Genomic DNA, 23,588 nt, shown 5'->3' with positions numbered 1-23,588 from the left:
TAGGATAATATTGTTAAAAAAGGGGAGAAATAATGACACATCAACAGGCATTAGAACGTTATATACAAGCAACAAATACGCATGATTTTAAAGAAGTAAAGGCAATTTTGCATCCACAAGCGGTTTATTGGTTTTCTGATAAAACATGCACAACTATAGAAGAGATTGAGGCATACTTCAAGCATGCGTGGCATGTCATTAAAGAAGAGGTTTACTCGGCTAGTAATGTAAAATGGTTAACAATTGATGAAAAGACGGCTACCTGTCTTTATACATATCACTATGAAGGTTATCATAACGAAAAATTTGTATCAGGTAGTGGTAGAGCAACAAATATTTTTACTTGGGTGAACGATGAATGGAAGTTAATTCATGAACATTTGAGTGGTGCCTATTAAATTATTTTCAATGCGACTTGGACAAACAACAATGAAATAATGAGTGTTAGTAGTATTTTAGCTACTTTTAACGGAATATTTGGCAGTGCTAGGAAACCTAACTGGGAGCCAATAAATGCACCTGTACAGCTTCCAAAGATGAGGACACATGTGAGCTGAACAGCCCTTATATAACTGTGGTATATAAATTGGAGGCTAATGAAGTGAGATTACTACAAACGGAGGAAGAACTAAGAAATTTAATAGTAGCAGATGATTGGATGATGAATATTTTATCAACAATCAATACATTGCAACTCCCCGATTGGTGGGTATGTGCTGGGGTCATTCGTTCCATGGTATGGGATTATCTTCATGAAAAAGAAGAAAGAACACCAATTGCTGATATTGATGTGATATATTTTGATAAAATCAATTTAGCAGAAGACATAGAAAAACAGTATGAACAGAAACTTAGAAAGATATCTCCAAATGAGCCGTGGTCTGTGAAAAATCAGGCAAGAATGCATGTGCTAAATGGTAGTAAGCCGTATCAATCTGCTGTCGATGGAATCGCTCATTTTCCTGAAATCCCAACGACAATTGGGATAAAATTAATAGATGATTCACTAGAAATTGCTGCACCATATGGCATTAGGCATTTAGGAGCTGGCATTGTAGAGCCGACACCATTCTTCCTCGAAAATAAGGATTGTTATACAATTTATCGCCAAAGAATTCTTCAAAAGAAATGGCATGTAAGTTGGCCAAAATTAGAAATTAATCTTCAGTAAAAAAAGGAGGGGAGTCCATTGCAACGAGATAAAATCTATATCATCAAACATGATGAAAGATCAATTGACTGGATAAATGATTTGAGGAGACTATCGGAGAATCAATGGCGTATGGCGATCGAACCTGAAAAATGGTCAGTTGCTGAGGTCATCGGACATCTTCCGTCATGGGATGAATTTGTCTTGAATCATCGACTTCCTTTTCTTTTTACAGAGGAACCTTTACCAACAGGACCTGATGCAGCACAGTTGAATAAGATGGCGGCTAAAAAAAGTCGTGAACAGCCTATGCTTGCAACATTGACAGATTTTATTTTCCACGAGGAGTCGATTACTTCAGGCCATACAACAATTGACAGATGAGCAATGGCAGCAATCGTTTACAATTGGGCAGTCGGAGCTGACAATTGTGGACTATTTTGTAGAATTAATCAATCACGATGTACATCATTTTTCACAGCTTCAGAAAGCTATACAGGTATAGGAGTTTGCCTATGGATATCAAATATTTAATTGATTATTTTGCACATGCTTCTGTAAAATTTACAGATGTGTTTACTAAAAAAATGGAACCTGGTGAAGTTGATAGAGGCAGAACAACAGCACCAGAAAAGTGTGGATTAGTTGTTCCCCTTGCAGGTAGTGCAATCTTTAGCTTTAATGGAACTCCCTATGTGATGGAGCCTGGAATGATTGTCCACGCAGGGCCTCAAATGCCAATCGAAGTGAAAGCGACGGGCCACAAGGGTTGGGAGTATGCAGTCGTTCACTACAGTCTACCAACAGAGGAAGTAGCTCTTTTTCCACTTTCAGAGCAACATTTTTTAATTAATACAGGGTTTAATACGCAAATTATTAGTCATGTTCAGCAATTGATAGAAAGCTATTCCTTTCCGGGGAATATGGCTATATTTAAGTCTAAGACTTTATTTATGAATTTGCTGGAGAATATTCTTTTAGCGGCAAAAATGAAGGTTCTAGATAGTGCCAGTGAGTTAATGGAACAGGCATTACAGTATATACATGAAAATTATGCGGAGCAACTTTCCGTATCAAATATTTCTAAGGAATTTGGTATTGAGCGTCGCCGCTTTGCTTATTTGTTTGAGCAGCATACAGGCATGAATCCGAGCACATATATAACAGAATATCGTATACGACGTGCAAAGGAATTGCTCGAGTATGATGTGATTCCTGTAGCAGAAGTAGCTGAATGTGTCGGATATGTAGATTGTTTTTATTTCAGCCGAGTTTTTAAAAAATGTACGGGCTTGTCACCTTCAGCATACCGAAAGGAAAAAATGGAGGAAGCTAACTATATATAAAAACTGTTTCTTCATAAAAAAGAAGCAGTTTTTTTTTGATGAAATCGGCAAAAATCCATGTCATTTTCGAAATCGTCCATTCACAATCTTTTTTCACTTTGTTAGGATAGTATCCGTAAATGATAATGAGTATCAATTATGTATTGACATACATATGAAAACGATTATCATTATCAATATGAGCTCGTTAGGAGAGAATATCTATGAATAAATATTTTAAAATGTGTGCTCCAGCACTTTTAGCATTATCTTTGGCTGCATGTGGAACAGATAAGGCAGAGGAGTCTACGTCAACTACTAATACAGCAGAAACAAGTGCAACGGAATCACAAACTGAACAATCTAAAACACAGACAATCACGTACTTAGGTGAGAAATATGAGCTTCCAGCAGAAGTGAACAATATTATCGCTGCAAGTCTTGAATCTATGGAAGATGCTGCAATGCTTGGTATTAAGCCAGCCGGTGTACTTGAAGTTGGTGGCAAAATTCCTGCTTATCTAGCATCAGATTTTGAAGGTGCTACACTTGTAGGAAATAAAATGGAGCCAAATGCAGAAGCCATTCTTAATCTGGACCCTGATGTAATCGTGGGTACTTCGAAATTCCCTGAAGAAACGGCTGAAAAGTTGAATAAAATTCAAACAATGATTCCATACTCACATATTTCAACAAACTGGAAGGAAAATTTAACATTGCTTGCACAGTTAGCTGATAAAGAAGATGATGCTAAGAAAATCATCTCAGACTATGAAGCAAAAGTTGCTGATGCACAAGTGAAATCCAAAGAGCAATTAGCAGATAAGCAAGTGTTAATCATTCGTGTTCGCGGTGGCGTAATGTACATCTATCCAGCAGGTGTGTATTTAAACCCTGTACTATATGAAGATTTAGGAGCACCAGTTCCAGAAATTTTAACAACTGCAAAAGCACAAGCTGAATTATCACTTGAAACATTAGCGCAAGTAAACCCAGATGCCATTTTCCTTCAATTTGAGGAATCAGAAAATACGGATTCTCCAAAAGCGTTAGAGGAGTTACAAAAGAATCCAATTTTCACTAGCTTAAAGGCAGCACAAAATAATCAAGTTTTCGTCAACACAATTGAGCCATTAGCACAAGGTGGTACTGCTTGGTCTAAGGTGAAATTTTTAGATGCCGCAGCTGAAAAATTACTTAAATAAGATAAACAGGCTGGTAGTAGATTTGGTGATATCACCGGGCTATTACCAGCCTTTTGTAAGATATCGTATTTTTTCATTGAAGGTAGTTGTTTTCCAAAGGGTATATCACCTGAGTAATCGACATTGTGTTTCGCGAAATGGATAAAGAAAAAGGTGTGAAAGTTGAAAAAAACAAACATCGTGTCATTTTCAATATTAGCGGTATCTCCTTTCCTGATTGTCCTTATAGCACTCGTTTCCGTTCTGTATGGAACTAAAGATATTAGTGCAATGACAGTGTGGCAGTCAATGACAGCATTCGATCCATCTAATGTTGATCATCAAATTATACGGACAGGACGTATTCCTAGAGTAGCCGCTGTATTGCTAGTTGGAGGATTTTTAGCAGTAGCTGGAGCAGTCATGCAGGGGATTACACGAAATTATTTAGCATCTCCTTCGTTAATGGGGGTCAATGATGGCTCTGCATTTGTCATCACATTAGCTATCGTCTTTTTTCCAGGGCTACCAAATTATCAAATGATTTTATTGTCAATGCTAGGCTCTGCATTAGGGGCAGGGATTGTCTTTGGTTTTGGCTCGTTAATTCGCAATGGTCTATCACCAGTAAGGCTAGCCATTATAGGAACGGTCATTGGTACATTTTTAAGTAGTATTGCTACAGCGATTGCTATGTATTTCCAAGTATCACAAACAGTAAGTGCTTGGTATAACACAAAGGTACATATGGTAGATATGGATATGCTCGTCCTTTCTATTCCGTTTGGTTTGACAGGATTAGTCTTGGCTCTATTATCTGCAAAAGCAATTACCATTACTTCACTAGGTGAAGATATTGCCATGGGACTAGGGCAGAAAACAAAAGCAGTGCGTATTATTAGTATGCTAGCTGTAGTATGTTTGACAGGGACAGCAGTAGCCCTAGTAGGAAAAATTGCCTTTGTAGGGTTAGTCATACCACATATTACACGCTTCCTTGTTGGTGTTGATTATCGCTATATTATTCCTTGCGCGGCTGTCATTGGTGCCTTTTTCTTAGCGCTCTGTGACGTTTTAAGTCGTGTTGTCAATTATCCATTTGAAACGCCAATTGGTGTCCTAACAGCATTGGTTGGTGTACCATTCTTCTTATATCTAGTTCGTAAGCACGGAGGTGAAAAACGTGCGTAAAAATACCTCAAGTGTATTCTTTTTGACTATGTCGATGCTTGTTTTACTGATTTTAGTTGCGAGCTATCTACATATTACAAATGGTGTTTTCGATATGTCTGTAATGGATGTTATCAAAACACTATTGCGTATTGAGCCAAATTCTAAATTTGACCTTGTTATTTTTGAATTTCGCTTACCTCGAATCGTCATTGCCGGACTCGTTGGCATTGGCTTAGGAATGGCAGGAGTAGTTTTACAAGGTATTACACGTAATGGACTAGCAGACCCAGGTATTTTAGGGATAAATGCAGGAGCAGGTGCGGCAGTCGTCATATTTATGTTCTTCTTTCAATTAAAGCTAGTGAGTGCAGATATGAGCAGCTGGCTGTCTATTTTAATGATGCCATTGTTCGGTTTTATCGGTGGAACGATTGCGGCTATCCTGATTTTTTCTTTTGCTTTGAAAAATGGTCATCTCGATATGCAACGATTAATATTAACGGGTATAGCCATTAACAGTGGGTTCGGAGCTTTATCCCTGTTCTTATCCTTAAAAATGAGTGCACAAGATTTTGAATCAGCAGCCATTTGGATGGCAGGTTCAATTTATAATGCGAATTGGATTTTTGTACTAACGATGATTCCTTGGCTTGTCATCTTAGGCATTTATGTGCATAGGAAATCGTATTTACTGGATTATTTTCAGCTTGAAGAGGATAGCATCACGAGTTTAGGGATTGCGGTTGAAAAGGAGAAAATGAAGCTTTTATTAGCCAGTGTCGGTCTTGTTAGTGCTTGTGTATCCGTATCAGGAAGTATTGGTTTCATCGGTTTAATGGCACCACATATTGCGAAGCAACTTGTTGGTATTCAGCATCGTTATGTCATGCCCGTGAGTGCGTTAATTGGTGCAGGTTTGTTAATTTTAGCTGATTTTATCGGCAAAACCGTATTTGCACCATCGGAGCTAGCTGTTGGAATTGTTGTTTCAATTATTGGGATTCCATATTTCTTGTATTTACTGGTGAAATCTAAGGCATAGGAGGAAAAGATGTGCAAACTGCATTTAGAATGGAAAACTTGGCTTCTGGTTATGAGCAGGTTCGTGTCTTTGAGGGATTAAATTTAACGATAGAGGAGGGCAAAGTGACAACAATCATTGGCCCGAATGGCTGCGGTAAATCAACCCTCCTTAAGACGATTGGACGTATTTTAAAAAAGCAACAAGGGACGGTTTATTTGCAGGAGCAAAACATGCAAAATTTATCGACGAAAGATATAGCCAAGAAATTAGCCATATTATCTCAAACACCTGTTGCTCCAGGTCAGTTAAAAGTGGAGGAGTTAATTGCGTATGGTCGCTATCCACATCGAAACAACGTCAATCGTTTAACGAATAAGGATGAGGAAATGATTGAGTGGGCGTTAACGGTCACGAATACGATGGAGTATCGCAATCGGGAGCTTGCACAGCTTTCTGGGGGACAGCGTCAGCGTGTATGGCTAGCGATGGCATTAGCACAAGAAACAAATATTTTGTTGTTGGACGAACCTACTACTTATTTAGATATGGCACATCAGTTAGAAGTATTGGATATTGTCAAAAGTTTAAATGAGCAGCACAACTGTACAATTGTGATGGTTCTACATGATATTAACCACGCTGCCAGATATTCAGATCATCTTATTGCGATGCGCAAAGGTGTTATTATGCAATCTGGAACGCCACAGGAAATTTTAAGTGCAGAGGTGATGCGCAAAGTATTTAATATTGATGCTCGCATTATGGAAGATCCTGTAACGAATACACCTGTGTGCTATGGCTATGACATTTTGAAGGAGGACAACAAATGAGTACAGCTAAAATAGAGTATGCTACACAACAAATAACTTCAAAATTGACAGATTATACGTATACGATTAATATCTTTGTACCAAATGAGGAAGCACCAGAAGAAGGTTTTCCAGTGTTGTATGTACTAGATGGCTCATCTTATTTTAATCTTGTAAAGGAAGCCGTGCGTCTACAAAGTCGTAATGCACCGAAAACAGGAGTTCAACCAGCCATTGTTGTGGGCATTGAACATGGTGATGATATGCGTGAAAGAAGGTTTTACGATTTTACAGCGCCAGCAGAGACGTATATCTATCCCGCACGATTTAAAGGAAAAGGTCATGAAAAGCTTGGAGGAGCAGTAGATTTTAGCCGCTTTATAGAGGAAGAGTTAAAGCCAATAATTGAGGCTCATTATCCAGTAAATAAAACTCAGCAAGCATTATTTGGTCACTCCTTAGGCGGTTATTTTACGCTTTGGCAACTATTTCACCATCAATCTAGCTTCCAACGCTATCTAGCTATTAGCCCTTCTATTTGGTGGAATGAGCACGAATTAGTACAATGTGCGTCAGTATTTTTGAACGAGCATCAAGATATGAATGAAACATTGTTTATTAGCGCAGGTGAACTTGAAACCTTTATGGTGGATGATGCACGACAAATGGCAACGGTGTTAGAAAAAATAATGGAAGTTGATTTTTATGAAGCTTTAGATGAAAATCATGCCTCTATCGTACCAACTGTTATGAGTAGAGCAATACGTTTTATGCAGAAAACACAATAATAGGTAGACCGCATTGTCTTTTGATAATGCGGTTTCTTTTTTCATTAATAAAATACTTGAATTGTACGCATAATAAAGGAAATTTGGTCATCTGTCTGGGATAAATGGAGGCGCTGTATGCAAAATAAAATTTTAAAGAACCCAGTATTTCTTATTTCTAGTGGGGCAATTTTACTCTTAGTCATTATCGGAGCAACGATACCGGAAAAATTTAAGAACGTAGCAAACAGCGTATTTCATATGACAACGGATTATTTTGGTTGGTTTTATTTAATGGCAGTCTTTATTATCGTTATTTTTCTATTTGGCTTGGCGATTAGCAAATATGGCACCATTCGCTTAGGATCTGAAGATGGTCGTCCAGAATTTAGTTTTCTAACATGGATTTCCATGCTCTTTTCAGCTGGACTAGGTGTCGGACTGGTTTTTTGGGGCGTGGCTGAGCCTATGAGTCATTACTTTTCACCACCCTTTAGTGACACAGAACCTCTTTCAACGGATGCAGCCAGATTGGCAATGGGTTATTCCTTCTTTCATTGGGGATTAAGCCAATGGTCTGTTTATGCCATATTGGGGCTTGTTATGGCCTATGTTCAATTCAATAAAAAAAGAAATATGCTCATCTCTACCGCTTTAGAGCCTATAACGGGAACAAATCGAGTCGTTAAAGGAACGATCGATATTCTTGCGGTCATTGCTACAGTTATGGGGGTAGCCACATCCATAGGGCTTGGCGTGCTACAAACGAACGGAGGTTTGACTTTCGTCTTTGGTTTGCCGGATACATTTATCTTGCAAGTAGCCATTATTCTTATCATGTTTATTGGCTATATGTTGTCTGCAACGACAGGACTTCAAAAGGGCATGAAGATCCTGAGTAATGTCAATATGACTTTAGCGATTGTCTTACTGTTATTCGTTTTTATTACAGGTCCAACGATTTTCATACTTGAGACGTTTACATTAGCGATAGGTGATTACATTTCTAACTTTATTCAATACAGTTTAAGAATGCAGCCATATGTTGGGGGAACTTGGGTGAAGGATTGGACAATCTTTTACTGGGCATGGGCAATCGCTTGGTCACCCTTTGTTGGCTCCTTTATTGCTCGTGTATCCAAGGGGAGAACCATTCGAGAATTCATTATAGGGGTATTAATTATTCCGCCTATTATTGCTTGCTTTTGGATTGCCACATTCGGTGGAACGGCTATGTGGTTTGATTTACATCAAGATGCAGAAATCGCTCAATCTGTTCATAATGATGTAACTGTTGCCCTATTCCAGTTGTTAGAACACTTGCCAGTTTCAACGCTTGCCTCTGTAATTGGAATACTGTTAATCGTTATATTTTTAGTTACCTCTGCCGATTCCGCCACATTCATTATGGCAAGTATGACAACAAAAGGTTCTTTAAATCCGACAATATTATCGAAGCTAGTATGGGGTATTTTAATGGCTGCAATTTCAGGTGTTTTATTGTACACAGGAGGGCTTGAAGCATTGCAAACCGCCTCGTTAATTGCCGCATTGCCCTTTACCGTGATTTTACTGTTACTCATGTTTTCATACATTAAAATGATGAAGGATGAAGTTATTCCTCTGAAGAAAAAGGACATTCAACGTTTAAAAATAGCAAGAAAGCATATTGAAAAGGAAACAAAAAAATAAAGAAAAAAATTAAAGCAGTAAACCGTATTCGTGCATAATACGGTTTCTTTTTGTTTAAATATATGAAGAAAGGTGATTGAAGAGTTGTTGAGCTATGAAGGTAATTTTAGCAGAGATAAAGGATGCACCAATGAATATATAAGTTGATGCTACAGGCTTTGCAAGAGTACGAAAAAGCTCTAGTACACTGAGTGCAACGACAGAGTCAATTGAATATGCACTAATATAATCAAAAAAAGAATTTAGCGTAAAGTATGTATAAGTGTTCTACGAAATATTGAATTATACTGCTCGTTGGGTAATGTTGTAACGAATGAAGAAATGGGAGAGCAGCTAGCTATAGCTGCAATGGAAAGAGGGGGGACAATTGATGAAAAAACTTGGCTGCTTGCATGCTCATCATTCAAATATAGAGTACATAGAGCAAGCTTTTCAAAGTGAGGAAGATTTAGAGCTGCTTCATTTTGTAGATCCTGGCGTTTTACAGCATGTGTCGAAAGGTAGTGATGGTGTAGCATATAAGGTTAAGGAGCAAATAGAATGGATTATTAGCTGTGATGTGGATGCGATGTTAATAACGTGTACAAATTATATTGCTTTATTAGAGAATGAGGCTGTGTTCAATGCCTCGATACCCATTATAAAGATTGACGAGCCTTTTTTTGAAAGCATATGTAATGTGCAACAGCCTCAAATTATTCTTTTTACAAATCCTGCGACAGTAGAAGGAACGATGGCAAGACTTCACCAATATGCTAGGCAGCATGGGAAATCAGTAAATGTTGAGGCAAAAATCATCAAGGGGACATTTGATCTCATTATGCAAGGGAAAAAGAAAGCTTATAATGATGCTATTTCACAAGCTCTACATAAGTTAATGAGTGAGCAAAAGGCCATCTCCGTAGCTCAGCTCTCAATGATGGATGCGGCAAGACAATTTGAAGAGCAGACCGCTCAAACAATTATTCATCCACTAAGGGCTTTGGTTGAGGTCGTAAAGAAGCAAATGGAAGTAACGTTATAAAACAATTTCTATTTTAATAGGCAATACTGTTAATGGTACCATGGAAAAGTAAGAGAATAGAAACGGAGGAGATAGCACTATGACAGATCTACGATACCCTATTGGACAATTTCAATTCCCAAAAGAAATGACTCCACAGCGAGTACAGGAATGGATTGTAGACATTCGTTTATTACCAAAACAACTGGCGGAAGCATTAAGTGGTGCAAGCGAGCATGCATTGGCTAAATCCTATCGTGAAAATGGCTGGACAGTTACACAGCTAGTCCATCATATTGCCGATAGTCATATGAATAGCTATATCCGTTTTAAGCTAGCGCTAACAGAGGATGTCCCAACCATTAAGCCATATAATGAAGCGGAATGGGCACAATTACCAGATTCTGAAATGCCAGTAGCAACTTCTTTTAATTTAATTGAAAATTTACATGAACGTTGGGTTTATTTACTGACAAGCTTAACGGAGGAACAATTACAAAGAGCCTTTCATCATCCTGATTCAGGGCTAACAACATTGGAACATGCAATTGGTCTCTATGCATGGCACGGTAAGCATCATTTGGCTCATATTCAGCATGCTTTGACGAACTAAAGAATAGTATTTTGTGAAAGAAATAAGTGATTTCCTAGTTACTGGAAATCACTTATTTGCTTGCTTAACTTTATAGTATATTTTATACGATAGTAATGCCTGCACTAGCGTTACCAGTAAGAGTTGCAATTACTCCTGTCGAAGTAGCGGAGAACACCATTAATAAACGGTCACCTGCAGATACTGGTACTGGAGTAACATTTGCTGTACCACTTGCTAGAGTACCTAGAACTACTGTTGAAAGAGCTGGTGCTAAGTCAACAAATGCTGTTGTAGGAGTGAAGACATTGCTTCCTGCTACCGCGTGATAAACTTGTGCTCTAACTGTTGCCGAGCCTATTATAGTTACACCAATAGTTGCAGAGAATGTAGCTGAAATAGATGTAATGGAACCTGCTCTAGAAACAGAAAAAGCTTCTGTTCCAACTAATGCTGATAAATCGATATTAGTACCTGCAAGGGATACGCCTGGAATAGATGTACCGAATCCCACAAGGCTTACTGTATCCACTAAACCTGTAGCAAGTGATACTAGTATAACCGGAACTGTTCCAGAAGCGAATGGGATGAGTGAGCCTGTTGCTACTGGTGGAGTAATACATGCTGCATCAATCGCTACAAAAGGTCCAAGTGCACTACATTCACCATTTCCATGACCGTTACCTGAACAGCCACACATTGAGTTATTAAAACACATTTTTACACCCCCTTTCTTCATTATTCTATTCAGTTCAGATTGGGGGTTAAGGGCAATTATCTTCTAAACCTACAAATTCGATGAATTCTTAAAAGACAGTTTTTATTGGAAACAAAAAGACATCCACTATGTGTGTAAATACATAGTGGATGTAAAAAATAAATAAGTTAACTCCATCTTTTAAAGAAATCGAAAAATGAGTTCTTTCCCTTCTTATTTTCTTCAATCGGCTTATTTACAGATTCAGGATGCGTATTCTCCTCTTCAAGGGACGAATGAACCTCATAAGCTGCTCCGGTTTGATACACTTCAACAAACTCCTCTGTTTCTAAAGAAGGAGAATGATAAATGTCAACAGGGTCAGCTATTGTTTCTGAAATGACTTGGTCGAGAGGTTCGCTAACTATTGCTGTAATATCTTGACTAACAGGCTCGCTAGGCAATTCCGAAATAACTTGTTCAAACGATTCTTTAGATATTTGGGAAAACTCAAGATTGTTATCCTCTTTTTCAGAATGCATAACCTCGCTAGGATCGTCTACTATTTCCGTTCCAATGCTAACCGATTCATGAACAATAGAAGAATTATTCTCGATGTTTTCATCACTTGAAGTAGGCTGTACAGCAGATGGGTCATAAATACTTACTGGAACTTCCTTTGCATCCGTGGCATTTTTAAAATGGAAGGTGGATTCAACTGTCGTGTTTCTGTATAAACCATTGTATATTTGGCTTGGGTGCGTATTAATTGATTGAAAATATTGTTGATTAAAATGTCGCTCTTCAGGCTTAGTTGCCTGTAGATCATTGCCAGGAGAAGGAGCGCTATTATTTACATTTAGTTGGTGGTTTGTAGCTTTACCTGCCAAACTTTGCAGTAGTCTATAAGAGGGCTGTGCTGATGTAATCGTCGTTTGATCTGTTGTCTGAGCCATTCTAGGTTGTCTAGGTAAAAGAGTAGCCGAAGTTTGAGAAGGCAATTCAATGGAGGAAGGAATGGTTGTTGTATCATTTTCTTCAACTGTTAATAATTTGTTTAAAACCGCTAAAATCTCTTGATTCATCCCTTCAATGGTTTGATTCAAAGATTCAATCTGTGTTGAAAGAAGCTTTATTTGGTCATCATAGCCTTTTATATACGAATTTTGTTTACTATCTAATGTCTCTGTGATCCCTTCTAAATGGGCCATTTGTGTTTTCAGTCCATCAAACTCCTGCTGCATATAAAGGAAATCTTCAATTGACGTTCCCATCTTTAATGAAGTTAACGATTCTCTGTAGGTTTCAATTTTTTGCTTTAATTTTTCAATTTCTTGAGTGGTATACAATTTTGACTCTTCCATTGTAGTTCACCCCTTTCAGTCCATTATTAGTTTATTAAAAATATTGACTTTCTGTTACAAATATACCGGTCCTTTCAACATTTTAGTCTTCCTATAAAGAAGAAAGTGTGTGAAAAAATGATCCTTTGCTGATTTTAACAAATATCATAAGGAACTATTTGTTAGCCCATGCACTTATAGCTGAAAAACATATGCTACAAACGAAAGATAAAAATTTTATGGAGGTGTCAAAAGGATGCAAGAGCATATGCCATCCCAGGCGCAGGAACTAATTTGTATAAATGTCGATAAGGTATATGACTGGATTGTAAAAGAAATGTCATTTGATATTTCTCCTACTGGAGCAATTACATTCCCAGGCGTAACACCAACGACTGACTTAACTGGTGCAATTGTTACATGTAGAGTAATTCCAGCTGCTACAAACCCAATTGTGATCCTGAACCGTGAGAATCGTCAATTCTCTATTGATGGATCAACTGTTTGTCTGCAACATTTAAATATTCAAAAGAACTTCATTCTAACGATTGTCGTTACTTTACCTAATGGTACTGTTTTCACAAGTGCTGAAATTCCAGTTTCTCGCTGTGAGCAAGTGACATTATGTGCTCCTAAAGGTACAGATGTTGAAATCTTATACACAGATTTAGATTGCTTCGTATGTACAACTGGAACACTTGCAGCTGGAACAGGTACAATTACGTTTTCTGCGTTAACAATTACTGTTGCCGTTTGTCAAAGCATTCAGTCTACATTCCCAGTTACTGTGGAATTCTTAGCAACTTTCTGCGAACCAAGAGCAGACTTACCATTCTCATGTCCAACTGCAGTTCGTCCACAACAGTGCCCTATTATTTTCCCAACTTTAGGTTAACGGTGCTAACAAATAGAGGAAAGTCATATCATGAAGAGAGGATAATCCTCTCTTTTTTTTATTTTAAGTCAGCGGATGTCGCAGATTTCCAAAATAATCTGGATACCATTACGCCTAGGCACAATTGATGGAAAATAGTAAGGAGGTACGGAGTGAAAAATCGTGTAGAAGACAAGATACAGGAATTAAAAGAACAAACAAACGCTTATGTTTATGAAATTAAACAGCTGGTCGAGGGGCTGACCATTCCAAACAGAGTCAACCTCATTAGTTATTTTACAACCTCGTTCAATATTTCTTATGACCCTGAACAAGAAAGTTTATGTTTAGGCTCCTATCATATTCACAATATCGGTAGTACAGCCATTACAAACCCCTATCTGTGTATAACATTACCGAAGGAATCGCCATTTTACTTTTCTGGGAGATATGTTCATGAAAATTTTACGCCAAATTTTAAGACACAGGGACAGAGCAACTGGGAACGTTTTAACGATAAATTAAGCAAAGAGGAGTACTGGCTGAAACCCGTAGGAAAATCAATAATCGAACCGAATGAAACCATTTCATTTACTAATTTTCAAATAAAATGGTCACATAATTTACCATATTCAGGCACTATTATGGGTTTTACATATTGCGATCAGCTCACAGATGGTATTGTCGTTTTAAATCCGATTAATCTCAATGGAATGGGCCAAACACAGGAGGAAGACAATGAGTGAAAATGAAAAACAAGAGTTTGGTAGTGTGCTCCATCAATTATTGAAGGAGCAACTAAGTCGCCGTAATGAACAGGATAATAGCTTTGCATTTCTTGAAAAAAGTACATTACATTTATTAATCGCCTCTCTTGTCTTAGGCGAAAAGAGTGATGCTGAACAATCACAACATCCACAACAAGAAGCGGAGTGGATAAAGCAGTTGGATGAAATACTAGAGGAAAGTAGAATGCAGTTTGAAGAGGTGGTTGATTTACTAAAAAGGTATTCTGGCTAGGGGGTGTGATGATGGACAATGATATTGTAAAAAACAATGATCCGATACAGCTCCAACAAATGATTATTTTTTTAAGGGCCGAATTAGCCAAGTATAAAAATGAAGTGAAAAGGCTTAGAGATAGTGATTATTATGCTTTAGTTCTGCGGCTCGAACGAGAAAATATACAATTAACAAGACTAAGAAAAGATCTTTCGATGGAGCTATTAAAGTTGAAAAGAGACTTTGACAAAGAGCTTCAAGCCTACGATGAAGAAATTCAAAAACGAGAAGGACAAAGAAAAAAACAAATTGCATCCATAGAAGCATTATTAAAGGAAGTTGCCGAATTGCGAGCTGAAAATAAGTCATTGAAGAACAGTGTTCAAGTCTCACATAAAGCTTCGATTGAGACAAATGATAAAGCTATTATTGAAGGTCTAGATAAAAAAATAAGCGACTATACAACAGTAACAGGTAAACAAATGAAGCATATTATAGAGGCGCTAGAAACATATCATAGGGATAAAGTAGAAGCGGACAGCCTTCAACAGCAACTATTAAGAGAGTTGGAGATGAAAAATTTAGAAATTGAAAGATTAACCCATGAATTAGTTGAATTCAAAAATCAAACTGATGGTAGTAGCTCATCGATAAAGCAACAAGTCCAGATAGATGAACAAATAAATTTCAGATTAAGGGTGCTCGATGAATTAGATCAAAAATTGAACGAGCTAGCTTTAGAAATCAATAGAAAGCAAGTATAGCTGAAAATTTTATAATGACTGTTTCAAAATGTATACCTTTGAAACAGTCATTTTTTAGTTGCTCGATTGGAAGGGATGTTGGAGGTGCTACGTTTGATGGAAGGGAAAGCTGCTTGAGCTCCGCTCGAGAAGAGCTAAACTTCGTTCTCAAAATAGAGTAGGTCGCTCAAAGGTTTGCCAACAGCGCTCTCAAAGTGTGGAAACTGGTGTTAAAGAAAGCCCCATCTGCTCCAAGATTAGATAACCTCGCACATACGATGTTGCCCCTGCTCCAACAATAGAGAAATCCACTCAATAAATGCATCAGCACTACTCCAAATTTATCCCATTGCAAAATTATTTTGTTTCTCTATGGACTGTTACGCGTTTCAGGCGAGGGGAGTATTTTTTAAGCTCCAATCTTTCTGGGTGATTGCGTTTATTTTTAGTCGTTATATAGTTTTTATCACCTGTTTCAGTGCAGGCTAGTGTTATTTGAACACGCATGTATGACCCTCCTTTTAAATAGTAATTGTTACGATTTAAACGATATATTTCTCACCGAATATTGTCAAGTTTATTTTTGTAAGTAATAAAAAGCTTTGCATTTTCCAATATTGTATGATTTAATTACAAATTGTAAATAGTAATGATTACGATTTAAGGAGTTGTAATAATGACAAAGAGAATTCCCGTTACAGTATTGAGTGGTTATTTAGGTTCTGGTAAAACAACTATGATGAATCATGTATTGCAAAACAACAAGGATTTACGTGTCGCGGTTATTGTAAATGATATGAGTGAAATTAATATTGATGCGGAGCTGATTGCTAATGGCAGCGGTATATCGCGTACAGAGGAAAAATTTGTAGAGCTATCCAATGGCTGTATTTGTTGTACATTAAGAGAGGATTTATTGCAGGAGGTGGAACGTCTTGCGAAGCTTGGCAATATTGATTATATTTTGATTGAATCGACGGGGATTAGTGAGCCAATTCCAGTCGCACAAACATTTAGTTATTTAGATGAGGAGCTTGGCATCGATTTAACGAAGTTTTGCCAATTAGATACGATGGTTACTGTCGTGGATGCACATCGCTTTTGGCATGATTTTCAGTCGGGGGAAAGCTTATTAGAGCGTAAGGAAGCGGTTGGTGAATTAGATGAACGTGATGTTGCGGATCTGCTCATTGATCAAATTGAATTTTGTGACGTTCTGGTCTTAAATAAGTGTGATTTAGTATCGGCAGAGGAGCTTGAACGGTTAGAACGTATTTTGCGTGCATTGCAACCAGAAGCGAAACTTATTCGTACAACAAACGGTGTGATTGATCCAGCAGATATTTTAAATACAGGTCGCTTTGACTTTGAACGGGTTTCAGAGTCAGCTGGTTGGCTAAAGGAATTAGAGCTTGGTCATGAAAATCATACACCAGAGACAGAGGAGTATGGGATATCTTCATTCACCTATAAAAGCAAAAGACCCTTCCATCCGATGCGTTTTGTCGAGTGGTGTGATCAAATGCCAGAATCGATTGTACGAGCAAAGGGAATTGTTTGGAGTGCAAGACATCAGGATGTTGCACTATTATTATCTCAGGCTGGTTCATCTGCAAAAATTGAACCTGTTTCTTATTGGGTAGCAGCCCTACCTAAAGCACAGCAGCAGGATGTATTTCAGCAAAGTCCTGAAGTATTGGAGGATTGGGATGAGGAATTTGGAGATCGAATGACACAGCTTGTTATTATTGGGATTGATTTAAATCGAGAAGATATAATCAAACAATTGGACAACTGTTTATTAACGGATGAAGAGTTCCATAATCCTTGGGAGCGTCTACAGGACCCATTCAACTGGGAATGGCATTAAGAAGAAAAGAAGATTTCGGTTAAGACTCCGAAATCTTCTTTTGAAACACACGATTATAATTAGTAGCATCTCGTAATGCTTTTTCTTCTATAGGAATTCGTACAGAAAGCATTGTAATATTTAATAATGTAAAACAAAATGCTGTAAAGTAAGCCTGAAACATGAGAGGTAGTAAAAGGATTTCCAAACAAACTACCGCATAATTGGGATGACGCATATATTCATATGGCCCTTTACGGACAACTTGAGCATCAGGTAATATAAGAATTCTTGTATTCCAAAAGGAGCCCAAAGAGCGAATACACCAAATCCTTAAGGCTTGCACAGCTATAAATAATATAAAAAATAATGGGAATAAGGGCGAGATACCATTGTTATTAGTGACGATTTCTACAATTAAAAACAGAAAAAAACTAACATGCATTGTGACCATATAGGGATAATGAGAGGCACCTACTTCATAGGCCCCTTGTGAAAACATCCATTTCTCATTGCGTTTGGCAATGACAACCTCTGTCAGTCTTTGTAGAATGACAATAGTTAAAATAAGATAGAAGATCATGTTACTCCCTCCAGTTTAATAATACAGCTTCTGCACAAAAACCAGGGCCAAGAGCGACGAGTAAACCTGTATCCTCCACTTGTCCTTCATGTAGCATAAATTGCTCTAATACATACAACACAGTTGGTGATGACATATTGCCATGTTGGCGCAATATTTCCCGAGAAATGTCGGTTTTTTGGGGAGACAAATAAAGTGTATCTTCATAAGCTTTTAAAACCTTTTTCCCTCCAGGATGAGCGATGAAATGAGTAAGTTGCTCACTATACAGTCCTTGTTCCATTAAAAATTTTTCAATGAATGGTCCAAGCCAATTAGTAATAATGGCAGGAATACTTTTTTGAAAAATAACATGAAGTCCATTGTTTTTTACATTCCAACCCATCACATTTTCTGAATCTGGCATCCATTTAGAGCCTGTTGCCAAAATAGAAGGTGTTGTTTTTTTTGTATCGATGGTTAAGTCGTCTCCGCAAACGAGAATACAAGCAGCACCATCTGCAAAAAGAGAAGCACCGATTAAATTACTTTTAGAAAAATCATTTGGCTGAAAAGTGAGGCTACATAACTCGACACAAACGACAAGCACCTTCGCATGTGGATGGGCTTTACAAAAATCAAAGGCTCTACTTACACCTGCTGCTCCGCCAGCACATCCTAACCCCCATAGTGGAATACGTTTCAGTCGATCTGAAAAGGGAAGTTTATTCATCACACGCGCATCAATGCTTGGTGTTGAAATGCCAGTACTACTGACAAAAATGATGGCATCAATCTCTTCGGGAGAAATGGGTGAAGATAAAAAAGCATCATTTTCTAAACATGCCTGGATGACGTTCACGCTGTATTGTGTAGCTAATTCAATATATAAATCATTGCGTTCCTCAAAGGAGTGATTCGTACGATGCCATTCTGATGGAACACAAAAATGGCGGGTGTCGATGCCACCATTTTCAAAAACCTTTAAGTAGCGCTCTAGCTTTGGGATTTTTGCATAGAAAAGCTCTTTCGTTAGTTCCTCTGCATTTGATTGCTGTAATGTGTAAGGTGGTTGATGTGTGCTAATAGAAATGATTTTAGGCAATTCAACATCTCCTCGCATTTAGTGGTCTTGTTCATTCTATGCGTCAAGGATTAGAATAAATGCTTATAAGATTATAATTGACAATTTCTGAAAATTTAGCTATATTGATAACAACTAAATGGAAAGAAGGTGATGTGACATGATGAATAGATCTATTTTTAGCGAACTGCAATTCGGTTTGTTCCATTTCACACGCCTAAAATATACAAAGTGACGCCGTGCTATAACTCGGGGTATTTGTGTATCTTTTAAACGTGCCTGTGAAACCTTGTAACTGCCGAATTGCAGCTACAAGGTTTTTTTCGTGGTTCAAAAAATGCTGAATGACGATAGAGTCTCTGGCGGATATTACAGACATTGCGCTGAGGCGTCAAGGATATGTACGTTTAGGAGGAAAATAAATTGAATTTAACAACAGTAGGTTTTACAACGTATTTTGAAGAGCAAATGATGGAAATGAAAAAACAGCCTAAATTGAAGAATTGTGTGCCTGCAAGGGTTACATTGGAGCATAAGCATTCTTACCGAGTGTTAGCCGAAGAGGGCGAATGGCTTGCGACAATTGCTGGTCATTATGTTTACACATCTTTAGCAAGAGAGGATTATCCAGCAGTAGGTGACTGGGTGCTAGTAGAGAAAATGCCTGGTGAGGAACGTGCCATTATTCATCAATTATTTCAACGGAAATCTGTCTTTTCACGCAAAGTTGCAGGTCTGGAAATTCAAGAACAAATTGTGGCATCGAATGTGGATATTGTGTTACTTGTTATGAGCTTGAACGCTGATTTTAATATTCGACGTTTGGAGCGATATTTAGTAGCTGCCTGGGATTCAGGGGCAAGGCCAGTGATTGTCCTGACGAAGGCAGATTTATGTGAGGATACTGCAAGCTTGGTACAAGAAGTTGAGTCTGTAGCATTTGGTGTAGATATTTTTGTGACGAGTGCTTTATCGGGCGAAGGCTTAATGGAAATTAAGACATTGTTCACGGAGGGAGTGACAGGGGCATTGCTAGGCTCTTCAGGGGCAGGGAAGTCGACCTTAACAAATGCTTTGTGTGGGGAGATGCTGATGAAGGTTGCTGGTATTCGTGAGGAAGATGCTAAGGGTCGTCATACAACTACTCATCGAGAGTTAGTCATATTACCAGATGGGGGCTGTTTAATCGATACACCAGGGATGCGTGAGCTTCAATTATGGGATCAAGGTGATAGTTTAGCTTCAAGCTTTCAAGATATTGAGGAACTAGCAACAGCTTGTCGTTATCGTGATTGTACTCATCAAAAAGAGCCTTATTGTGCTGTCCAGCAAGCTATTGTTGATGGAGAGTTGGATCAATATCGCCTCCAAAGCTACTTTAAGCTCCAAAGAGAATTAGCTTATATGGAACGCAAAACCAATGCACAGGCGAAACTTGAGGAGCAACGTAAATGGAAGCAGATTTCTAAAGGAATAAAAAAAGGTAAAAAATAAGCATTAGGAGCTTAGTTATGACCATTCAACATATTAATCATTTACTATTTTCTGTATCCAATTTAGAGGAATCCATCGCATTCTATGAAAATGTTTTCGATGCTAAATTGCTAGTAAAGGGGAAAAGCACAGCCTATTTTGATGTAAATGGGCTGTGGCTCGCCCTGAATGTAGAGAGGGATATACCACGGAATGAAATCCATCATTCCTATACCCACATCGCCTTTACTATTTGTGAGGATGACTATAATAAAATGTATGATAAATTGCTACAATTAAAGGTCAATATTTTAACAGGGCGTCAAAGAGATGAGAAGGACAAAAAATCGATTTACTTTACAGACCCAGATGGTCATAAATTTGAATTTCATACAGGAACTTTGCAAGATCGTTTGGCTTATTATAAGCAGGAAAAGCCTCACATGACGTTTTTTGATAATTAATCAGGGAGTGATTCTATGAATAAAGCTTTTATTTTTGATATGGATGGCACGTTATTTCAAACAAATCTTATATTAGAGCCTGCGCTCGACGCAACATTTGATGTGCTACGGACAAGTGGCTTGTGGCAAGGAGAAACACCGATAGAAAAATACAGAGAAATAATGGGCGTTCCTTTACCTGTTGTGTGGGAAACATTATGTCCTATGCATGCAATAGAGATACGTGAAGAGAGCAATGTTTTGTTCCATATAAAGCTGATTGAGCAAATACGCAATCATCAGGGAGCTTTATATCCACATGCTGAACAAACTCTTGCAGCATTATCAGAGAATTATCCGTTATACATAGCGAGTAATGGACAGGTTGACTATTTACAGGCGATTGTTGAAACCTATCAATTAGAGCGTTTTATAAAGGGAATCTACAGCATTCAATCTATTGCAAGTGGGCATAAATCAGATCTAGTAAAACGAGTTGTAGAAGAAAATGAAATCGAGAACGGGGTAGTGGTGGGAGATCGTTCGTCGGATATTCAGGCTGCACATGACAATCAACTACAGTCGATAGGCGTTCGTTTTGACTTTGCACAGGATAACGAATTGCAAAAGGCAGACATTATAATAGATGATTTAACAGCGTTATTAAACATCACATTCAATTAATTGCTTAAATTTTAATCTTTATCGAAAAATAGAGTTGATTTAACGACAATGATTGCATTTCATCACTAGAAAGCGTAAAATAGTGCCAATCCTATAGGAAAAGCATTGAAAAGGAAAAGTAAATTGGATCAGCATTTTGTAGAGAGCCTCTGTTGGTGGAAATGAGGTAAATGAACCCTTTTGAAAATGACCTTTGAGCTTCGTACCGAAAGCTTTTTAGCAAGTAGATTACGACGAGATGGGCACTCGTTACAACAGCGGCAGTATCTCTCATTTTGAATGGAGACGTACTGATGGAGACAAATAGTGTGAGCTATTTGTAAATATAGGTGGTAACACGGGTATACTCGTCCTAATCAGATTTGATTAGGACGATTTTTTTTTACCACTTTTTTAGTGAGGGGAGCAAACTAGAATGACAATTGTTATTGGAGGCGCTTGGCCATATGCAAATGGTTCTTTGCATTTAGGGCATGTTGCCGCACTATTACCAGGTGATATTTTGGCTAGATATTACCGACAAAAAGGTGAGCAGGTTTTATATGTATCAGGCAGTGATTGTAATGGTACACCCATTTCTATTCGTGCAGCACAAGAAAATACAACAACAGAGGCCATTGCCAATCACTATCATGCTGAATTTACGCAGTGCTTTCGTGATTTAGGATTTACCTATGATTTATACACTAGAACAGATGCAGAACACCATCATGAATCCGTAAAGGGCCTATTTTTACAGCTACTAGCTAACAATTTTTTATACAAAAAGAAAATTGAACAGGCTTACTGTGAGACAGATCAACAATTTCTACCCGATCGATTTGTTGAGGGAATTTGCCCAAATTGTGGTGCAAAGGCAAGGGGAGATCAATGTGATAACTGCTCAGAAATCTTAGACCCACTGGATTTAATAGATAAACGTTGCAAAATATGTGGCAATGAGCCTGTTATTCGTGAGACAGAGCATTTTTATTTTACCTTTAGTCAATTTCAAGGTAGATTGGAGTCTTATGTGGCAGAAGCGAAGGCCCATAAACGTTGGCGAGATAATGCTTTAGGTTTAACGGAGCGTTACTTGGCAGAAGGGGTTCCTGACCGAGCAGTAACAAGAGATTTACCAAACGGCATAGATGTCCCAGTGCCAGGCTTTGAAGGGAAAAAAATATATGTATGGATTGAAGCAGTAGCTGGTTATCTATCAGCAAGTCTAGAGTGGGCAAAAGAGCATCAAATAGCGATTGAAGATTTATGGAATGAAGAGACCATTTCGTATTACGTCCATGGGAAGGATAATATTCCTTTCCATACGGTTATTTGGCCAGCTATTTTAATGGGAATTGGGGCGCAAGCATTACCAACACATATTGTATCGAACGAATATTTAACATTAGAAAAACGAAAATTATCAACTAGTCAAAATTGGGCTGTGTGGGTTCCGTATATTTTAAGTCGTTATGACGCAGACGCCATTCGCTACTTCTTAACGATGAATGCGCCAGAAAACCGTGATACAGATTTTTCATGGCGAGAATTTATTTACAGTCATAATAGTGAATTACTCGGTGCCTATGGTAATTTTGTCAATCGTACATTGAAGTTTATTGAGAAATCCTTTGCCAGCCAGGTGCCACAGGCTGAAGTAGATAGCAATATTCGTAAACAAACCATTCAACTGTTTAATGAAGCGGGCAGGCTGATTGAAGGAGGGCATTTTAAACAAGCGTTAGAAGCCATTTTTGAGTATATTCGAGGGGCTAATCGCTATTTTGACGTACAACAGCCATGGCAACAAGTAAAAGAAAATGTGGAGGCTAGTAATCGTACACTAGCAACCTGTGTCTATATTATTGCTAATTTAGGACAGCTACTGCATCCTTTCTTACCATTTTCAGCAGAGAAGGTAAGGAATATGTTAGGCATACAGGAAATGATGTGGCATGAACAAGTAGAATTGCCTCAAATGATTCAAGCAGTAGCTCCTTTGTTTGACCGTCTTGACATTGAACGAATTGAAGAAGAGTATCAAAAATTAGTGAGGGACAGTCGTTAGATTTGAAAAAGCAGTATGACTCATATGATCTGACCCCAAAAAGATAGATTGATGTCTAATTTTTA

The 23,588-nt window shown here is 38.0% G+C and carries 27 protein-coding genes and 1 other annotated feature; of the genes, 22 read left to right on the top strand and 5 right to left on the bottom strand.

Annotation, left to right across the window (positions count from 1 at the left end):
• Positions 1–32: 32 nt before the first annotated feature.
• From MKY46_RS21840 to MKY46_RS21775, 13 genes are all read left to right on the top strand, one after another.
• A complete protein-coding gene (locus MKY46_RS21840) occupies positions 33–398 on the top strand; it encodes a nuclear transport factor 2 family protein (RefSeq protein ID WP_036128648.1) in 366 nt (121 codons plus the stop codon).
• 203 nt (positions 399–601) lie between these two features.
• Positions 602–1,171, top strand: coding sequence for a nucleotidyltransferase family protein (locus MKY46_RS21830; protein ID WP_036128646.1), 570 nt, complete (start codon positions 602–604; stop codon positions 1,169–1,171).
• 18 nt (positions 1,172–1,189) lie between these two features.
• Entirely contained in the window at positions 1,190–1,534 is a 345-nt protein-coding gene (locus MKY46_RS21825; protein WP_230593980.1) for a DinB family protein, read from the top strand.
• Positions 1,524–1,655: a hypothetical protein gene (locus MKY46_RS21820; RefSeq protein ID WP_268987995.1), complete on the top strand. Its 132-nt coding sequence runs from the start codon at positions 1,524–1,526 to the stop codon at positions 1,653–1,655. Before MKY46_RS21825 ends, MKY46_RS21820 begins: the two co-directional genes overlap by 11 nt.
• Before the next feature lie 10 nt (positions 1,656–1,665).
• Positions 1,666–2,496 carry a helix-turn-helix domain-containing protein gene (locus MKY46_RS21815; protein WP_036128644.1) on the top strand — a complete coding sequence of 277 codons (831 nt, stop codon included), beginning with the start codon at positions 1,666–1,668 and terminating at the stop codon, positions 2,494–2,496.
• A 203-nt stretch (positions 2,497–2,699) separates the two neighbouring features.
• Complete coding sequence (locus MKY46_RS21810) at positions 2,700–3,680, top strand: ABC transporter substrate-binding protein (RefSeq protein ID WP_036128642.1); 981 nt, start codon at positions 2,700–2,702, stop codon at positions 3,678–3,680.
• A gap of 162 nt (positions 3,681–3,842) precedes the next feature.
• Positions 3,843–4,850, top strand: coding sequence for a FecCD family ABC transporter permease (locus tag MKY46_RS21805; RefSeq protein WP_036128640.1), 1,008 nt, complete (start codon positions 3,843–3,845; stop codon positions 4,848–4,850).
• Positions 4,843–5,874, top strand: a complete 1,032-nt coding sequence (locus MKY46_RS21800) for a FecCD family ABC transporter permease (protein WP_271911233.1) — start codon at positions 4,843–4,845, stop codon at positions 5,872–5,874. The genes MKY46_RS21805 and MKY46_RS21800 overlap by 8 nt, the downstream gene beginning before the upstream one ends.
• A 29-nt stretch (positions 5,875–5,903) precedes the next feature.
• Positions 5,904–6,686 carry an ABC transporter ATP-binding protein gene (locus MKY46_RS21795; protein ID WP_036128674.1) on the top strand — a complete coding sequence of 261 codons (783 nt, stop codon included), beginning with the start codon at positions 5,904–5,906 and terminating at the stop codon, positions 6,684–6,686.
• A complete protein-coding gene (locus MKY46_RS21790; RefSeq protein ID WP_036128638.1) occupies positions 6,683–7,453 on the top strand; it encodes an alpha/beta hydrolase in 771 nt (256 codons plus the stop codon). Before MKY46_RS21795 ends, MKY46_RS21790 begins: the two co-directional genes overlap by 4 nt.
• A 117-nt stretch (positions 7,454–7,570) precedes the next feature.
• Entirely contained in the window at positions 7,571–9,124 is a 1,554-nt protein-coding gene (locus MKY46_RS21785; protein WP_036128636.1) for a BCCT family transporter, read from the top strand.
• Between the two features lie 367 nt (positions 9,125–9,491).
• Positions 9,492–10,148 (top strand): hypothetical protein, encoded by a 657-nt coding sequence (locus tag MKY46_RS21780; RefSeq protein WP_082673706.1) that lies wholly within the window; start codon positions 9,492–9,494, stop codon positions 10,146–10,148.
• A 79-nt stretch (positions 10,149–10,227) separates the two neighbouring features.
• Positions 10,228–10,740, top strand: coding sequence for a YfiT family bacillithiol transferase (locus MKY46_RS21775; protein WP_036128632.1), 513 nt, complete (start codon positions 10,228–10,230; stop codon positions 10,738–10,740).
• Positions 10,741–10,822: 82 nt separating this feature from the next.
• On the opposite strand, the gene MKY46_RS21770 is transcribed toward MKY46_RS21775, so the two are convergent.
• On the bottom strand, positions 10,823–11,437 hold the full coding sequence (locus MKY46_RS21770; protein WP_058843893.1) for an exosporium glycoprotein BclB-related protein: 615 nt from the start codon (positions 11,435–11,437) through the stop codon (positions 10,823–10,825).
• 167 nt (positions 11,438–11,604) lie between these two features.
• Positions 11,605–12,780 carry a hypothetical protein gene (locus MKY46_RS21765; protein ID WP_058843894.1) on the bottom strand — a complete coding sequence of 392 codons (1,176 nt, stop codon included), beginning with the start codon at positions 12,778–12,780 and terminating at the stop codon, positions 11,605–11,607.
• Positions 12,781–13,015: 235 nt separating this feature from the next.
• Between MKY46_RS21765 and MKY46_RS21760 the strand changes: the two genes are divergently transcribed.
• The 4 genes from MKY46_RS21760 to MKY46_RS21745 all read left to right on the top strand — a co-directional run bounded on the left by MKY46_RS21760 (position 13,016) and on the right by MKY46_RS21745 (position 15,399).
• Positions 13,016–13,654, top strand: coding sequence for a hypothetical protein (locus MKY46_RS21760; protein WP_036128625.1), 639 nt, complete (start codon positions 13,016–13,018; stop codon positions 13,652–13,654).
• A 152-nt stretch (positions 13,655–13,806) separates the two neighbouring features.
• The gene (locus MKY46_RS21755) at positions 13,807–14,379 is read left to right on the top strand and encodes a hypothetical protein (RefSeq protein ID WP_036128622.1); all 573 of its coding nucleotides are present in this window, start codon (positions 13,807–13,809) and stop codon (positions 14,377–14,379) included.
• Positions 14,372–14,653 (top strand): hypothetical protein, encoded by a 282-nt coding sequence (locus tag MKY46_RS21750; protein ID WP_036128620.1) that lies wholly within the window; start codon positions 14,372–14,374, stop codon positions 14,651–14,653. The genes MKY46_RS21755 and MKY46_RS21750 overlap by 8 nt, the downstream gene beginning before the upstream one ends.
• A gap of 11 nt (positions 14,654–14,664) precedes the next feature.
• Complete coding sequence (locus tag MKY46_RS21745; protein ID WP_036128618.1) at positions 14,665–15,399, top strand: hypothetical protein; 735 nt, start codon at positions 14,665–14,667, stop codon at positions 15,397–15,399.
• A gap of 336 nt (positions 15,400–15,735) precedes the next feature.
• On the opposite strand, the gene rpmG is transcribed toward MKY46_RS21745, so the two are convergent.
• Complete coding sequence (rpmG, locus tag MKY46_RS21740; RefSeq protein ID WP_036128616.1) at positions 15,736–15,885, bottom strand: 50S ribosomal protein L33; 150 nt, start codon at positions 15,883–15,885, stop codon at positions 15,736–15,738.
• 169 nt (positions 15,886–16,054) lie between these two features.
• On the opposite strand from rpmG, the gene MKY46_RS21735 reads away from it, so the two are divergent.
• The gene (locus MKY46_RS21735) at positions 16,055–17,248 is read left to right on the top strand and encodes a GTP-binding protein (protein WP_036128614.1); all 1,194 of its coding nucleotides are present in this window, start codon (positions 16,055–16,057) and stop codon (positions 17,246–17,248) included.
• 19 nt (positions 17,249–17,267) lie between these two features.
• Here the strand turns inward: MKY46_RS21735 and MKY46_RS21730 are convergent, their stop codons facing one another.
• Both MKY46_RS21730 and MKY46_RS21725 read right to left on the bottom strand, forming a co-directional pair.
• Positions 17,268–17,810 (bottom strand): isoprenylcysteine carboxyl methyltransferase family protein, encoded by a 543-nt coding sequence (locus MKY46_RS21730; protein WP_036128611.1) that lies wholly within the window; start codon positions 17,808–17,810, stop codon positions 17,268–17,270.
• A gap of 1 nt (position 17,811) precedes the next feature.
• Positions 17,812–18,894, bottom strand: coding sequence for a type III polyketide synthase (locus tag MKY46_RS21725; RefSeq protein WP_036128609.1), 1,083 nt, complete (start codon positions 18,892–18,894; stop codon positions 17,812–17,814).
• A 402-nt stretch (positions 18,895–19,296) separates the two neighbouring features.
• Between MKY46_RS21725 and rsgA the strand changes: the two genes are divergently transcribed.
• From rsgA to metG, 4 genes are all read left to right on the top strand, one after another.
• Positions 19,297–20,367, top strand: coding sequence for a ribosome small subunit-dependent GTPase A (gene rsgA / locus MKY46_RS21720; RefSeq protein ID WP_036128607.1), 1,071 nt, complete (start codon positions 19,297–19,299; stop codon positions 20,365–20,367).
• Between the two features lie 17 nt (positions 20,368–20,384).
• A complete protein-coding gene (gene fosM, locus MKY46_RS21715) occupies positions 20,385–20,810 on the top strand; it encodes a FosM family fosfomycin resistance protein (RefSeq protein WP_036128605.1) in 426 nt (141 codons plus the stop codon).
• Positions 20,811–20,825: 15 nt separating this feature from the next.
• Entirely contained in the window at positions 20,826–21,473 is a 648-nt protein-coding gene (locus tag MKY46_RS21710; protein WP_036128603.1) for an HAD-IA family hydrolase, read from the top strand.
• Positions 21,474–21,569: 96 nt separating this feature from the next.
• Positions 21,570–21,831: a binding site (T-box leader), on the top strand.
• Between the two features lie 57 nt (positions 21,832–21,888).
• Entirely contained in the window at positions 21,889–23,523 is a 1,635-nt protein-coding gene (gene metG / locus MKY46_RS21705) for a methionine--tRNA ligase (RefSeq protein ID WP_340835365.1), read from the top strand.
• The last annotated feature ends 65 nt before the right edge of the window (positions 23,524–23,588 follow it).

Source organism: Lysinibacillus sp. FSL M8-0355, from assembly GCF_038008985.1.
GTDB classification, from domain to species: Bacteria; Bacillota; Bacilli; order Bacillales_A; family Planococcaceae; genus Lysinibacillus; species Lysinibacillus fusiformis_D.
This window is presented reverse-complemented; position numbering and strand designations above follow the sequence as displayed.

Coding starts and splice junctions, on each gene's coding strand:
- MKY46_RS21760 (WP_036128625.1), top strand. CDS start 13,016: ATGCAAGAGCATATGCCATCCCAGGCGCAGGAACTAATTTGTATAAAT.
- MKY46_RS21785 (WP_036128636.1), top strand. CDS start 7,571: ATGCAAAATAAAATTTTAAAGAACCCAGTATTTCTTATTTCTAGTGGG.
- MKY46_RS21770 (WP_058843893.1), bottom strand. CDS start 11,437: ATGTGTTTTAATAACTCAATGTGTGGCTGTTCAGGTAACGGTCATGGA.
- MKY46_RS21710 (WP_036128603.1), top strand. CDS start 20,826: ATGAATAAAGCTTTTATTTTTGATATGGATGGCACGTTATTTCAAACA.
- MKY46_RS21750 (WP_036128620.1), top strand. CDS start 14,372: ATGAGTGAAAATGAAAAACAAGAGTTTGGTAGTGTGCTCCATCAATTA.
- rpmG (WP_036128616.1), bottom strand. CDS start 15,885: ATGCGTGTTCAAATAACACTAGCCTGCACTGAAACAGGTGATAAAAAC.
- MKY46_RS21730 (WP_036128611.1), bottom strand. CDS start 17,810: ATGATCTTCTATCTTATTTTAACTATTGTCATTCTACAAAGACTGACA.
- MKY46_RS21790 (WP_036128638.1), top strand. CDS start 6,683: ATGAGTACAGCTAAAATAGAGTATGCTACACAACAAATAACTTCAAAA.
- MKY46_RS21815 (WP_036128644.1), top strand. CDS start 1,666: ATGGATATCAAATATTTAATTGATTATTTTGCACATGCTTCTGTAAAA.
- fosM (WP_036128605.1), top strand. CDS start 20,385: ATGACCATTCAACATATTAATCATTTACTATTTTCTGTATCCAATTTA.
- MKY46_RS21765 (WP_058843894.1), bottom strand. CDS start 12,780: ATGGAAGAGTCAAAATTGTATACCACTCAAGAAATTGAAAAATTAAAG.
- MKY46_RS21745 (WP_036128618.1), top strand. CDS start 14,665: ATGGACAATGATATTGTAAAAAACAATGATCCGATACAGCTCCAACAA.
- MKY46_RS21735 (WP_036128614.1), top strand. CDS start 16,055: ATGACAAAGAGAATTCCCGTTACAGTATTGAGTGGTTATTTAGGTTCT.
- MKY46_RS21810 (WP_036128642.1), top strand. CDS start 2,700: ATGAATAAATATTTTAAAATGTGTGCTCCAGCACTTTTAGCATTATCT.
- metG (WP_340835365.1), top strand. CDS start 21,889: ATGACAATTGTTATTGGAGGCGCTTGGCCATATGCAAATGGTTCTTTG.
- MKY46_RS21840 (WP_036128648.1), top strand. CDS start 33: ATGACACATCAACAGGCATTAGAACGTTATATACAAGCAACAAATACG.
- MKY46_RS21795 (WP_036128674.1), top strand. CDS start 5,904: ATGGAAAACTTGGCTTCTGGTTATGAGCAGGTTCGTGTCTTTGAGGGA.
- MKY46_RS21775 (WP_036128632.1), top strand. CDS start 10,228: ATGACAGATCTACGATACCCTATTGGACAATTTCAATTCCCAAAAGAA.